Origin of the sequence: Dietzia sp. CH92, assembly GCF_032248695.1 — a bacterium.
Classification (GTDB): domain Bacteria; phylum Actinomycetota; class Actinomycetes; order Mycobacteriales; family Mycobacteriaceae; genus Dietzia.
Window position 1 is genome coordinate 74,714 of record NZ_JAVHXC010000004.1, and the last position, 13,349, is coordinate 88,062.

Genomic DNA, 13,349 nt, shown 5'->3' on the forward strand with positions numbered 1-13,349 from the left:
GAGAGGGAGGTGACGCGAGCAGTGGACGGTGTGCAGGTCGCTCTGCAACTCCTCGTCGTCGCTCTCGTCGTCAACATCCTGGCGTGCCTCGTGCGGGTCGTGCGTGGTCCCTCGCCCCGCGACCGGGTGACGGGCGTGGTGTTGGCGGGCACCACCGGCGCGGCGCTGCTGTGCACCCTCTCCGTCCTGACCGGCGCCCCCGCGGTCCGTTCAGCGGCGCTGGCCCTCGTCGCGCTCGCGCTCGTCGTCACGGTCACGATCGTCACGGCGGAGTCGGGACGGCGATGACCGACGCGCTGCAGGTGGTCCGTGACGTCGCGGTGGTCCTGTCGGCCGCGGCCGGACTGGTGTTCTTCACCGCCGGGACCGTCGGACTGCTCCGGTTCCCCGACCTGCGCAGCCGACTGCACGCCGTGACCAAGGCCGACACGCTCGGCCTCGGGTTCGTGATGCTCGCCCTCGCTCTCGCCTCCGACAGCCTCTGGGCCGCCGCGACGTTCCTGCTGGTGTGGGTCCTTGGAATGGGTGCGGCCGCGGTCGCGGCGACGTTGCTCGGCTCCGACCCCGAGGCGTCACCGTGAGCGCCCCGGGGATCCTCGAACTCCTCGTGGGCTGCGCGGTCGTCGTGGCCGCCGCGGTGGCGCTCGTCGTGCGTGACCGGCTCGCCTCGGTCGTGACGTTCATCCTGCTCGGGGGACTACTGGCGGCTCTGTGGACGTCGGTGCGGGCACCGGACGTGGCGCTGGCCGAGGCGGCGATCGGGACCGGGGTCACCTCGGCCCTGCTCGTCGACGCCCTCGCCGATCGCCGGTCCTCCCGCGTGAGTCTGGGGCGGGGCCGGGGACGGGTCGTCGCGTGGGCCGCGGCCGCCACCGGCGGGGCCGGCCTCGTCGTCGTGCTCGTCGCGGGCGTCCTCGCCGCCGACGTCTCCGGTGACGCCGCTCCGCTCACCGCCACCGTCGACGAGGCCATGCCCTCGGCCGCGGTCGGACACGACATCACCGCGGTGCTGCTGGACTTCCGCGCCTACGACACGCTGCTCGAGGTGGCGGTCCTGCTCGTGGCTGTGGTGGGGGCCTACGCGCTCGCCTCGGCAGCCGCGCCCGGCGCACGGCCGGCACCGGGGCGTACATCACCGGCGCCGCTCGGCGCCGAGCCCGCCACCCACCCGCCCGCGACGCTCGTGGCCTTCCTCCGCGTGGCCTCCCCCGTCCTGCTCCTGCTGGCCGCCTGGTTGCTGTTCGCCGGCGCCTACCAGCCCGGCGGCGCGTTCCAGGGCGGGGCGATGCTCGCCGGCACCGCGATCCTCGCAGCCGGGGCCGGGGCCGCCCCGGCGCTGCTCGAGGGACTCCCCGGCCGGGCCATGGTCACGGTCGGGCCCCTCGCGTTCCTCGCCGCCGGCGGTGCGGGTGTGCTATCGGTGGGTCACTGGCTGCACATGCCGGCCGGGATCGAGACCCCGGCCACCGTTGCCGTCGAGACCGTGTTGGCGGTCTCGATCGGCGCCGCGCTCGCGACCCTGTTCCTCACCGTCCGACGGCGCCCGCGTCAGGTCCTCGGCGGTGACCGCCCGTGAGCACCCTCGCCTGGTATGCCGCGGTCGGAGCGGCCCTGTTCGCGCTCGGCCTGGTGACGATGCTCGTGGCCGCGGACCGGTTCCGCCGCCTGGTGGCGCTCAACGTCGCCGCCGCCGGTTCGCTGGTCATGCTGCTGTCCGTCGCCGGGCGGGAGGAGACCGCCGACCCGGTGCTCCACGCCCTCGCGTTGACGGGGATCGTCATCACCGTGGCGTTCACCGGGTTCGGGGTGGTGCTCGCCCGTCGGATCGACGACGAGGTCGCCGACGGCGAGGCCGCGGACACCGGGCCGGCCGACTCCGCGGACGCCGACGGAGGTGGTCCGTCGTGACCCCCTCGCCCGCCTGGGCCGCCGTCCTGTTGCCGTCCGCCGTGCTGGTGCCGTTGGCGTGGGCCGTGCTGTGCGTTCTCGCGCCCGCTCGGGCGCGTGCGGCGGTCGGCCTCGCCGGCGCCGTGACGGCCGCGGCGGTGGGGATCGCGATCACCGTCGCCGTCGCCACCGTGGGCCCGGTCGAGGCGGCGCTGGCCGGCCGGCTCCCGCCGCTGGGGATCGCGGTGCGCGCGGACGGGCCGGCCGCTCTGTTCCTGCTGTTGACCTCGGTCGTCGGCGCTCTGGTCTCGCTGTTCGCCGCGATACACCCCCGCTCGACCGGCGACGAGGGCGCCCGCGACTGGTTCTGGCCCGCCTGGCTCCTGCTCTGGTCGGGACTGGCGGCGGTCTTCCTCTCCGCGGACCTGTTCAACCTGTACGTGGCCATCGAGATCGTCGGGCTCGCCGCGGTGGTGCTGGTGGCGCTCGGCGGGCGCGGCGCGTGGCGTGCGGCGTTCCGCTATCTCATCGTCACGGTCACCGGGTCGCTGCTGTTCCTGATCGCGCTCACGCTGGTCTACGCCGCGGCCGGGACGCTGGACCTGCGGCTGGCCGGCGAGCGGCTGGCCGCCGGTGAGCCGGGCCTGCACGTGACGGTGATCCTCACGCTCGCCGCGACGGGCATGGCTTTCAAATCGGCGCTCTTCCCGCTGCACGGGTGGCTGCCGGACGCCCACGGCGGCGCGCCGGGCGCGGTGAGCCCCCTGCTGTCCGCTCTCGTGGTGAAGTCGTCCTTCGTCGTGCTGTTCCGGGTGTGGACCGAGGTCACCGGCCCCGACCCCGTGGTGGGGACGGCGTTGGGCGTCGCCGCGGCCGGCTCGGTGCTGTGGGCCGGGGTGGCCGCCGCGCGGACCCCGCGGTTCAAGCGCCTGGTCGGGTACTCGACCGTCTCGCAGATCGGCTATCTGTTCCTGTACTTCCCACTGTCGGCCGCGGCGCAGACGGCCGAGCAGCAGCGCGCCGCGTGGGTGGCCGTGGCGCTGCTGGCGTTCGCGCACGGGTTGGCCAAGTCGTCGCTGTTCCTGTCGGCGGGACTGGTCAAGGACCGGCTCGGGACCGACGAGATCGCGGCGATGACCGACCAGGGCTCGCGCATGCCGATCGTCACCATGGCCGTCGCGGTCGCCGGGGTCAGCCTCGCCGGTCTGCCGATCACGCTGGGCTTCGCCGGCAAGTGGCACCTCCTCCTCGCCGCCGTCGACACCGCGCTGTGGTGGGTGGCGGCGGTCGCCGTGGCGGGCACCCTGGTCGCGGCCACGTATCTGCTGCGGCCGGTCCAGACGTTGTTGTCCGGGGAATCGAGCGGACGCCGGCCCGGCGATGACGACCGCACTGGCGTCCGGTCCGCCCCTCGCGCCGCCACCCTCGTGCCCCTCACGGGAGCCCTGCTCGCCACCCTCGCGATCGTCGCATCCGGACCGTTGGCCGATCTCGCGGTCCTCGGGATGAGCCTCGGAGGCGCGTCATGACCCCGCCGTCCTGGGTCGGCGAGTCCTCCGTGCTCGCCGTGGCCCCCCTCGTCCTGTCGGCGCTCGTCGCCGTCGTCGTCTTCCTCATCCCCGACCCCCGCACCCGGCCGCGCACCGCCGTCAACGTCACCGGCGCGGCGGTCAAGCTCCTCATCGTGGCCGCGCTCGTCCCGGCCGTCGTCGGGGGCGCCCGCCCCGAGTGGCGCAGCGCGCTGCTGCCCGGCGTCGACCTGATCCTGCGCGTGGAACCGCTGTCCCTGCTCTTCGCCGGGTTGAGTTCGCTGTTGTGGCTGCTCACCACCATCTACGCGATCGGCTACCTCGAGGGGCGGCCGCACCGCGCCCGGTTCTTCGGATTCTTCTCCCTGTGCGTCACGGCCACCGTGGGCATCTCGTTCTCCGGGAACCTCGTGACGTTCCTGCTCTTCTTCGAACTGCTCACCCTGGTGACCTACCCGCTGATCGTGCACAACGGCACGGCGGCGGCCTTCGCCTCGGGCCGGTTGTACCTGCGGTACGCGCTGAGCGGAGGGCTCGCGGTCCTGATGGGTGTGGCCTGGCTGACCGCGCTGGTCGGCGACGTGGAGTTCGCACCGGGTGGCGTGGCGGCGGTGGCAGAGCTGGCCGCGACCGACCCCGCCACCGCGACGGCGATCTTCGCGCTCATCGCCTGCGGCCTCGGGGTCAAGGCCGCCCTGTTCCCCCTCCACGGCTGGCTGCCGCGCGCGATGGTCGCGCCCGCGCCGGTCAGCGCGCTGCTCCACGCCGTCGCGGTGGTCAAGGCCGGGGTGTTCGGGCTGGTCCGGCTGGTGGACGACGTCTACGGCGTCCGCGTCGCGGACGAGCTCGGGGTGCTGCTGCCACTGCTGGTCGTGGCGTCGTTCACCGTGATCTACGGCTCGGTGCGCGCGTTGATGCAGGACGACCTCAAGAAGCGCCTCGCGTACTCCACGGTCAGCCAGGTCTCCTACGTCACGATCGGGATCGCGTTGGTCTCCGAGGTCGGCACCGCCGGCGGCCTCACCCACCTCGTACACCAGGGGCTGATGAAGATCACCCTGTTCTTCTGCGCCGGGTTGTTCGCCGAGGTCCTGGGGGTCAAAACGGTCTCCGGGCTCGCGGGGCTCGGACGGCGGATGCCGTGGACGTGTGCGGCGTTCACGGTGGGCGCGTTCGGGATGATCGGTCTGCCGCCGATCGCGGGGTTCGTCTCCAAGTGGCAGCTCGGGTTGGGCGCCCTCGACTCCGATCACGCGTGGGTGGTGGGGATCTTCGTCGCCAGCGCCCTGCTCAACAGCGCCTACTTCCTGCCGCTCGTGTACTCGATGTGGTTCGTCGAGCGGCCGGACGGTGACGAACCGGACGGCGGCCGACCCGACGGGGGCCACCCGGACGAGGGCGCCCCGGGGCGCGCACGTCGGAGGGCGGAGGCGCCGCCGGCCCTCCTCCTTCCGGCGGTCCTCACCGCGGCGGCCTCGCTGATCGTGGGGATCATCGCCGCGGCCCCGTACTCGCCGATGGCGATGGCCACCTTCATCGCCCGGGGGGTGTTCCCCTCGTGACCACCACACTGTGGATCCTGGCGCTCGTCCTGCCGCTGACGATCGCCGCGCTCATCGGCATGGCGGCCACTCCCCCACGCCCGGCGGTCGACACCTCACTGCCCGCGCCCGACACACCGATCCGCCGCCTGGTGCTCCTGATCGCACCGCTCACCGCGCTGCCGGCCCTGGCCCTCACCGCGATCCCCGGCGCATCGCTGACGGTGCCGTGGTTACTCGTGGGCACCCACCTGCAGGTCGACGGCCTTGCCCGCCCCCTCGTCCTGGTCTCGGCGCTCCTCTATTCCGCCGCCCTCGCCGCGGTCGCCTGGGCCGGTTTCCGGGGCGGGCGTGGCCTGGTCGCGTTCCTGCTGGTGTGCCACGTCGGTACCACGGTGGTGTTCACCGCCGGCGACACGGCGACGTTCTACCTCGGCTACGGCCTCATGAGCTTCGCCGCGTACGGCCTGGTGGTGAACTCGCGGACCGCGGAGGCGCTGCGCGCCGGTCGGGTGTACATCGTGCTGGCGGTGTTCAGCGAGGGCGCCGTCCTGGCCGCGCTCCTGCTGGTGACCGCCGCTGGCGGGACACTGATCGAGGACGCGCCGCGCGCCGTCGCGGAATCCGACCACACCGCGCTCATCGTGGCGCTGCTGCTCGTCGGTTTCGGCGTCAAGGCGGGCACCCTTCCCCTGCACGTGTGGCTGCCGCTCGCCCACCCGGCCGCCCCGCCCGCCGCCAGCGCCGTGCTGTCCGGTGCGATGGTCAAGGCCGGACTCATGGGTTGGCTGCGGTTCCTGCCCCTGGGTGAGGCGGAGCTGCCCGGATGGGGCCTGACCCTGGTCGTTGTGGCCCTGGCGGGGGCGTTCCTGGCCGTGCCCGCCGGCGAACTGCAGAGCGAGCCCAAGGTGGTCCTCGCCTACTCGACCATCAGCCAGATGGGGTTCCTCGCCGCTCTCGTGGGCGTGGCGATGGCGTCCCCCGAGCTCGCCGCGGCCGTGGTCCCGGCGGCGGTGGCGTATGCGGTCCACCACGCGCTGGCCAAGGGGGCGTTGTTCCTCGGGGTGCCGGTGTGGTCGCATCACGCACACGGGGCCCGCCGGTGGGTCGTGGCCGTCGGGCTCGGCGGGGCGGCGCTGGCGGTCGCGGGCGCGCCGTTCACCTCGGGGTCTGTGGGCAAGTACGCGGCCAAGAACGCCGTGGAGGGCGTGGAGCTGGGTGGGGTCGACCTCGTGGACCTGCTCCCTCTGGTCGCCACCGGCTCCACGATCCTGTTGCTGCGCGCCGGCTGGCTGCTCGTCCGGCGGGAGCCGGACGTCCGCTCGCGAGCCGACGCCGAACTCGGGGCGTGGCTCGTGTTGGTCGCCGCCGGGATCGTCGTGCCCTGGGTGGTCACCGACCGGTGGCTCCCGCTGACCGAGGTCCCCGGCCTCGATCCCGTGACGCTGTGGGACGCCACCTGGCCCGTGCTGCTCGGGCTGGCGATCACCGCGGTGGCGCTCGCGCTGGGACGCCGCGGGTCCCTGCCGGGGTGGGTCCGGCGCGCGGACGGGAGGGCCATCCCTCCGGGGGACATCGTCGTGCCGGAGGAGCACATGGCCCGCATGGTTGGTTCGGCGGCCCGGTCGGCGGTCGTCTCCGGGGGCCGCCTCCGCGAGCGCGCCGACCGCGACGTGCGGCGGGTCATCCCGTCCGCCGCGGCGGGCCGTGCCTACGACGCCCTCGAGTCGGGCCTGTCCTCCCGGGCGGGCGGTGGCGCCGTCGTGGTGCTGTTCGGTCTCGTGCTGGCCCTCGCCGGGGTGCTGTCATGACCCGGGCCGTGTCCGCGATCTGGCGTTTCCTTGGCTTCCTGCTGTTGTGGTGGGTCATGGCCGGCGGGGATCCCGCCTACTGGTACTACGGCCTGGGGGCGGCTGCCGTGGCCACCGCCCTGAGCGTCCGCGTCCTCCCACCGGCCCGACGTCGCGGCGCGGAGCGCCCGGAGCGCGCGCGACGCGCGCGTCCGTGGGAGATCCCGGCGCTCGTCGTGTGGTTCCTCTGGTCGGCGCTCCGTGGAGGCGTCGACGTCGCGCGCCGGGCGTTCGCCCCGTCGATGCCGATCGCACCGCACGTGACCCGGGTTCGGATCGGTGTCAGGCATCCGGCCGGGCGCCGGTTGGCGTTGTGGATGGTCAACCTCATGCCGGGTTCCCTGGTGGTTGACGAGGGCGAGGGCTGGGCGGCTCTGCACGTCCTGTCCGATGACCTCGACACCGAGGCGGCGTGGCGGGAACTCACCAGGAGGATCTCGCGGATCGTCGGCGACTGACTCGCGCTGCAACCGCCCGGGCCGCCCACCCGCTAGGGTGACGAACATCACAGCCGGACGGGCCGGCGTGTCCACCACCCCCGAGGTGCCCATGGCCCACATCCCCGCCGCCGCGGAGCTCATGCCCGAGCTCGCCTGCTACGGCCTCGCCGGGCACAGCGCCACGCCCGCCGACCTCATCGCGGAGGCGCGCCGGGCGGAGGAGCTGGGTCTGGGGTCGATGCTGCTGTCCGAGCGGTTCGCGCTCAAGGACGCGGGCGTCATGGCGGGCGCCGCGGTGGCGGCGACGAGCCGCATCGGCGTGGGCACGGCGGCGACCAATCACAACACCCGTCACCCACTGGTCACCGCGACCATGGCCGCGACGTTGCACCGCATGTCCGGTGGCCGGTACGCGCTGGGACTGGGGCGCGGCATCCCGATGCTCTTCGACATCATGGGACTGCCGCACATCACCTCGGCCCAGCTCGAGGACGCGATCGGCATCCTGCGCACGCTGTGGTCGGGCGGCGCGGTGATCGGGCACGACGGCCCGGCCGGCCGGTACCCCTACCTGGTGCAGGACGCGTCCTTCGACGAGGACATCCCGATCCTGCTCATGGCGATGGGCGACAACCAGCTCCGGCTGGCCGGGCGGATCGCCGACGGGGTCGTGCTGCACACCTTCATGTCGGACGCGGCGGTCGAGCGGTGTGTACGGCTGGTCCGCGACTCGGCCGAGGAGGCCGGGCGGGATCCCGCCGGGGTGCGGGTCTGGTCGGTGATGGCCACGATCGAGGACTCCCTCGACGAGGCGGCGCGCCTGCGCAAGCTGGTCGGGCGCCTGGCGACGTACCTCACCGGGTACGGCGACGTGCTGGTCCGTGTGAACGGGTGGGACCCGGCCGGCCTCGAGCGTGTCCGGTCCGACGAGCGGCTGGCGGCCCACGCCGGCGCGCTCGACGCGACCGACGATCTCGATCTCCTGCGCCACGCGGCCGGGGTCCTGCCCGACGAGTGGCTCGCGACCGCCGCGGTGGGCGACGCCGCCCACTGCGCGGACCGCATCGAGGGCCAGTTCGCGCTGGGCGCGGACTCGGTGGTGCTGCACGGCGCGACCCCGGACGAGCTCGCGCCGGTGCTCACCGAGTGGCGCGACCGACGGGACCCGGTGCGCTTCGCCCATCTGGGGACCAACCCCGGCCGGTTCGCCCGCGTCGACGCCGTCCCCCGGGCCGGCCGAGCCCTCCCCCACCTGCAGGAGGAATCACGATCATGACCAGCACCCGACCCGACGCCACCGTCGTGGGCACCCCGGAGGAGGTCACCGCCGGGTGGCTGTCCGAGGCGCTCGGGACCCCGGTCCGCTCGGTGCGCACGGAACCCGTGGGCACGGGGCAGATCGGGTGCTGCGTGCGGGCCCACGTGGACGGCGACGGGCTCCCGCCGACACTGTTCGTTAAGCTGCCGAACCCCGACGAGGGCATGCGTCCGCTGCTGCACGGCGTGTACCGCAGCGAGGTGCTGTTCTACCGCGATCTCGCGCCGACGGTGGCGGTGCGGGTGCCGCGGGCCCGGTTCGCCGCACTCGGTGACCGCGACGGTGAGTTCACCCTCGTGCTGGACGATGTCGCGCCGCTCATCCAGGGTGACCAGCTCACGGGCCTGACCGTCGAGCAGGCGCGCGACTGCGCGATCAACCTGGCGGGCCTGCACGGGCTCCGGTGGTGTGATCCGGGACTGCGCCACATCGAGGGCCTGTCGGCACCGACGGTCGAGGACAACGTCACGCTGCAGGAACTCGGCGGGCCGGCGTTGGAGGCGTTCCTCGGGGAACTCGGGGGAGGGCTCGACGACGACGAGCGCCGCATCATGGAGGGGATCGCCCCGCTGATCGCCGGCTGGGCCAACGGGCGGGCCGAGCGGTTCGCGTTGCTGCACGCCGACTACCGGGCCGACAACATGTTGGTCGACCCCGCCGGGAACCGTCCCTCCCTGGCGTGCGACTGGCAGACGCTGGCGGTGGGGCTCCCTGGCCGGGACCTGGGAGGGTTCCTCGGGTCGAGTCTGACGGTGAGCGATCGCCGGGCGGCCGAACGCGGGATCGTCGCGGCCTATCACCGTGCGCTGCTCGGTCACGGCGTCGCGGGGTACCCCCTCGCGGAGTGCTGGGACGACTACGTCTACGGCCTGCTGCAGACGCCCGTGCTCGGGATCTTCGGCTGGATGTACGGCACCCGCACGGCGCGGGGGGACGAGATGTTCTCCCTGCTCATGCGGCGCGCGTGCCGGGCGATCGCCGATCACGACGCCCTGGCGGTGGCCCGCTCGGGCTGAGCGCCCCGCAACGCACGAAATCCGCTACCCCGCCCCGGGATCCGCTACCCGTGTGAGGGGCGCGGATCCGTAGGCGGAGTAGCAGATCTCGGGGGCGGGAGGTCAGGCGGGCCGGATCAGACGGCCTGGGCCTGCCACATCCAGTGCAGCTGCTCGAGCCGGGCGCTGATGCCGATCAGCAGGTCCTCGGTCACCGGGTCGTCGCCGACCCGGCCGATGTTCGCCCGCAGCCGCTTGATGACGGCCTCGAGCGCCTCGGTCATGACCAGGACGACCTTGTCGTCCGAGGTGAACTCGGCCGAGACCTCGTCGAGGGCGCTGCCGGCGGCGACCGTCTTCGAACGGCCGTCCGGGCTGACGCCCACGGCGGTGGCACGCTCGGCGACCTCGTCGACGAAACCGCGCGCGTCGGCCACGACCTCGTCGAGGGCGAGGTGGACGCTGCGGAACCGCGGGCCGACGACCGACCAGTGCGCCTGCTTCGCGACGAGCGACAGGTCGATGAGGTCGACGAGCGACTCCTGCAGGGCGTTCGTCACCGCCTCCTGCGCCTCGGCGGGGACGAACGAGGTGAACAGACCATTCGAATCAGCAGCCATCATGGCTCCCTTCTGACCCGGTGTGCGGGCCGTGGAAGTGAATCGGATCGTGCACTGGACCTTCCCAGTATGCCCGTTCTGTTGACTGCCGTCAGTCCTGCAGACGGTGGTTACCGCGCGGGCTGGCCTCGACGCCGGCCTTGACGGCCTGGCACAGGCCCTCGTCGACGGCGGCCCAGTAGGCGTAGACGCGGTCGAGCAGCTCGGTCTCGTCCGGGTGGATGGCCGAGACGTGGCCGGCGATGTTGGCCGCCAGCCGCTCGCGGGCCGCGTCGTCCATGACCTCGCGGTACAGGATCGTGGCCTGCACCTGGTCGGTGTCGTCGGCGTGGGGGCTGATGTCACCGCGGTAGATGTCCGTCCCCTTGGTGTCCCAGGAGCCGATGTCGAACGCCTTGGACGCGTCGGCGGACGGGCCGCCGATGGTGTTGGGGTGGTACTCGGCCTGCGCGGGGTGCGGGAACTCGAACTGCATGGCGCCCTCCTTGGAGTAGGAGTTCACCGGCGAGATCGGGCTGTTCACCGGCAGCTGCTGGTAGTTGGCACCGATGCGGTAGCGCTGGATGTCCGGGTAGGCGAAGACGCGGCCGAGCAGCATCTTGTCGGGCGAGAAGCCGATGCCCTTGACGATGTTGGTCGGCGCGAACGCGGCCTGCTCGATCTGCGCGTGGTGGTTCTGCGGGTTGCGGTTCAGCGTCATGGTGCCGACCTTGCGCAGCGGGTAGTCCTTCTGCGACCACGTCTTGGTGAGGTCGAACGGGTTGTAGCGGTAGGTCTCCGCCTCGTGGACCGGCATGACCTGCACGTGCAGGTCCCAGGACGGGAAGTCACCGTTCTTGATGGACTCGTACAGGTCCTCACGGTGGTAGTCGGCGTTCTCGCCGGCGAGCTTGTCCGCCTCGGCCTGCGTGAGGAAGTCGATGCCCTGGTTGGTCTTGAAGTGGAACTTGACCCAGTGGCGCACGCCCTCGGCGTTGATGAACTGGTAGGTGTGCGAACCGAAGCCGTCCATGTGACGCCAGGTCTTGGGGATGCCGCGGTCGCCCATGAGCCAGGTGACCTGGTGGGTCGACTCGGGGCTCAGGGTCCAGAAGTCCCACTGCATGGCGTGGTTGCGCAGGCCCGAGGCGTTCTTGCGGCGCTGCGAGTGGATGAAGTCCGGGAACTTGATCGCGTCGCGGATGAAGAAGATCGGGGTGTTGTTGCCGACGAGGTCGTAGTTGCCCTCCTCGGTGTAGAACTTCAGCGCGAAGCCGCGCGGGTCGCGCCAGGTGTCCGGGCTGCCCTTCTCACCGGCGACGGTGGAGAAGCGGGCGAGCATCGGGGTCTTGACGCCCTTCTGGAACAGGCCGGCGCAGGTGATGTCCGAGATGTCCTCGGTGGTCTCGAACTCGCCGAACGCGCCCGAGCCCTTGGCGTGGGGAAGACGCTCGGGGATGTTCTCGCGGTTGAAGTGCGCCAGCTTCTCGATGAGGTAGAAGTCGTGCAGCGCCTGGGGGCCCTGGGGGCCGACCTGTGCGCTGAACTCGTCACTCGGGACGGGCTGGCCGCTGTCGGTGGTGGTGTGCTGGCCGGGCTGGAAGTCGCGTACGCCGCGGTCGGCGGGGTGAACGGTCACGTCTGGATGCTCCTCGAGTGGGTGGTGTGGAGTGGAAGTGATCTGGGTCTCAGTCTTAGACGAGAGCGGGGCGATCCGCCCGGCAATCGGGACATGTTCCCCAGTAGTTGACCTCGGCTTCGTCTATCCGGAAGCCGCGGTCGTTCTCGGCGTCGAGGCAGGGTGCGTGCCCCACCGCGCATTCGACGTCCTCGATGCGCCCGCAGTGCCGGCACACGAGGTGGTGGTGGTTGTCCCCCGTGCGGCGCTCGTAGCGGGCCGGGGAACCGGCCGGCTCGATGCGACGCATGAGACCGACGTCGGTGCACACCCGCAGCGCGTCGTAGACGGTCTGCGTGGACACCGCGCCCAGCCGTTCCCGGACGAGGGAGGCGACGTCCTCCGCTGCGATGTGGGGACGACCGGCGACGACGTCGAGGACCGCGAGTCGCGGCGAGGTGACCCTCAACCCGGCCTGGCGGAGCAGTTCTCCGTGTTCCTCTGCTGTCGTCATGGCACTCACCCTAACCCACTTTCTGGAACTAGTCCAGAAAAAGATCGGTTCCGTTCTGGGAACTCTTCTCGGCATGTGAGGGCCGGGCACCGGGCGGCGGACTAGGCTGGACGCAGACCCGAGAACACGCAGGAGGACGCCATGACCCAGGCCGCCGACGGACCGATCGTGTGTGGGTATGACGGCTCGCAGGACTCGCGGCGGGCGGTGGCGTGGGCGGCCGGGCGTGCCCGTGAGCTTGGGGTCCCCCTCGAGGTGATCTCCGCCGACCGCGCGGTCGGCCGCGTCGTGGCGTTCGACGAGACGGCCCGCGCCAACGTCGAGGGCGCCATGCGCGACCAGCTCGACGACCTCGTCCGTGGTGTCCCGACGACCTACCGGGTGATCGCCGACAGTCCGGTCGGGGCGCTGGTGGAAGCCGGGCGCGACGCGTCGGCGATCGTCGTGGGCAGCCGGGGCCTCACCGCGCGCGAGGATTTCGCGATGGGCTCGACCTCGGCGGGCGTCGTCGAACACGCGCCCCGCCCGGTCATCGTCATCACCCCACGCACACCCTCGGGCCCGGCGCAAGGACCGGTCGTGCTGGCCGCCGACGGGTCCCGCGCGAGCGACGAGGCCGTCGCGTTCGCGTTCGCGGAGGCCGAGCGTCGCGGCACCGGGCTGCGTGCGGTCCATTCCGTCGAGATGCCCAGGCTCCCGGGGGGCTCCCAGTTCGACCTCGACCGGCTGGCGGAGAGCGTGATCGCCGAGGACGAGAAGACCGTCCTCGACTCCCTCGCCCCGCACGAGGCCCGTCACCCGGACGTCGACGTGGAGCTCATCCTGGTCGTGGGCGAGCCGGCGGTCACCATCGCCGACGAGGCCGACGGGGCGTCGATACTGGTCACGGGGTCGCGCGGTCACGGCGGCTTCGCGGGACTGCTCCTGGGCTCGGTCAGCCGCCGCCTGCTCCAGACCGCCCCCTGCGCGGTCGCGGTCGTGCGCCACGCGCACTGACCGGCCGGCAGACCGCCCCCGGTCCGGCGGCTGGCAACTCCCCGGCCCGGCGGCCGGGCGGC

General features: G+C 72.6%; 14 protein-coding genes. 11 read left to right on the forward strand and 3 right to left on the reverse strand.

Going from position 1 to position 13,349, the window contains the following annotated elements; translation table 11 throughout:
* Nucleotides 1-9: 9 nt before the first annotated feature.
* From RWK90_RS09680 to RWK90_RS09725, 10 genes are all read left to right on the forward strand, one after another.
* Nucleotides 10-288 carry a hypothetical protein gene (locus RWK90_RS09680; RefSeq protein WP_314037242.1) on the forward strand — a complete coding sequence of 93 codons (279 nt, stop codon included), beginning with the start codon at nt 10-12 and terminating at the stop codon, nt 286-288.
* Nucleotides 285-581: a monovalent cation/H(+) antiporter subunit G gene (locus tag RWK90_RS09685; RefSeq protein WP_314037244.1), complete on the forward strand. Its 297-nt coding sequence runs from the start codon at nt 285-287 to the stop codon at nt 579-581. Before RWK90_RS09680 ends, RWK90_RS09685 begins: the two co-directional genes overlap by 4 nt.
* Nucleotides 578-1,576 carry a hydrogenase subunit MbhD domain-containing protein gene (locus RWK90_RS09690; protein WP_314037246.1) on the forward strand — a complete coding sequence of 333 codons (999 nt, stop codon included), beginning with the start codon at nt 578-580 and terminating at the stop codon, nt 1,574-1,576. The genes RWK90_RS09685 and RWK90_RS09690 overlap by 4 nt, the downstream gene beginning before the upstream one ends.
* On the forward strand, nt 1,573-1,908 hold the full coding sequence (locus tag RWK90_RS09695) for an NADH-quinone oxidoreductase subunit K (RefSeq protein ID WP_314037248.1): 336 nt from the start codon (nt 1,573-1,575) through the stop codon (nt 1,906-1,908). Before RWK90_RS09690 ends, RWK90_RS09695 begins: the two co-directional genes overlap by 4 nt.
* Nucleotides 1,905-3,416 (forward strand): proton-conducting transporter membrane subunit, encoded by a 1,512-nt coding sequence (locus RWK90_RS09700; protein WP_314037250.1) that lies wholly within the window; start codon nt 1,905-1,907, stop codon nt 3,414-3,416. The genes RWK90_RS09695 and RWK90_RS09700 overlap by 4 nt, the downstream gene beginning before the upstream one ends.
* Nucleotides 3,413-4,978, forward strand: coding sequence for a proton-conducting transporter membrane subunit (locus RWK90_RS09705; protein ID WP_314037251.1), 1,566 nt, complete (start codon nt 3,413-3,415; stop codon nt 4,976-4,978). Before RWK90_RS09700 ends, RWK90_RS09705 begins: the two co-directional genes overlap by 4 nt.
* Nucleotides 4,975-6,768: a proton-conducting transporter membrane subunit gene (locus tag RWK90_RS09710; protein WP_314037253.1), complete on the forward strand. Its 1,794-nt coding sequence runs from the start codon at nt 4,975-4,977 to the stop codon at nt 6,766-6,768. Before RWK90_RS09705 ends, RWK90_RS09710 begins: the two co-directional genes overlap by 4 nt.
* Nucleotides 6,765-7,265 carry a Na+/H+ antiporter subunit E gene (locus RWK90_RS09715; protein WP_314037255.1) on the forward strand — a complete coding sequence of 167 codons (501 nt, stop codon included), beginning with the start codon at nt 6,765-6,767 and terminating at the stop codon, nt 7,263-7,265. The genes RWK90_RS09710 and RWK90_RS09715 overlap by 4 nt, the downstream gene beginning before the upstream one ends.
* A gap of 91 nt (nt 7,266-7,356) precedes the next feature.
* Entirely contained in the window at nt 7,357-8,523 is a 1,167-nt protein-coding gene (locus tag RWK90_RS09720) for a TIGR03857 family LLM class F420-dependent oxidoreductase (protein WP_314037716.1), read from the forward strand.
* On the forward strand, nt 8,520-9,581 hold the full coding sequence (locus RWK90_RS09725) for a phosphotransferase (protein WP_314037257.1): 1,062 nt from the start codon (nt 8,520-8,522) through the stop codon (nt 9,579-9,581). The genes RWK90_RS09720 and RWK90_RS09725 overlap by 4 nt, the downstream gene beginning before the upstream one ends.
* Nucleotides 9,582-9,697: 116 nt before the next feature.
* Here RWK90_RS09725 and RWK90_RS09730 read toward each other — a convergent pair whose 3' ends face one another.
* From RWK90_RS09730 to RWK90_RS09740, 3 genes are all read right to left on the reverse strand, one after another.
* A complete protein-coding gene (locus tag RWK90_RS09730) occupies nt 9,698-10,183 on the reverse strand; it encodes a Dps family protein (protein ID WP_396230311.1) in 486 nt (161 codons plus the stop codon).
* 88 nt (nt 10,184-10,271) lie between these two features.
* Nucleotides 10,272-11,798, reverse strand: a complete 1,527-nt coding sequence (locus RWK90_RS09735; RefSeq protein ID WP_314037261.1) for a catalase — start codon at nt 11,796-11,798, stop codon at nt 10,272-10,274.
* Nucleotides 11,799-11,853: 55 nt separating this feature from the next.
* Complete coding sequence (locus RWK90_RS09740; protein WP_314037263.1) at nt 11,854-12,291, reverse strand: Fur family transcriptional regulator; 438 nt, start codon at nt 12,289-12,291, stop codon at nt 11,854-11,856.
* 141 nt (nt 12,292-12,432) lie between these two features.
* On the opposite strand from RWK90_RS09740, the gene RWK90_RS09745 reads away from it, so the two are divergent.
* The gene (locus tag RWK90_RS09745) at nt 12,433-13,287 is read left to right on the forward strand and encodes a universal stress protein (RefSeq protein WP_314037265.1); all 855 of its coding nucleotides are present in this window, start codon (nt 12,433-12,435) and stop codon (nt 13,285-13,287) included.
* The last annotated feature ends 62 nt before the right edge of the window (nt 13,288-13,349 follow it).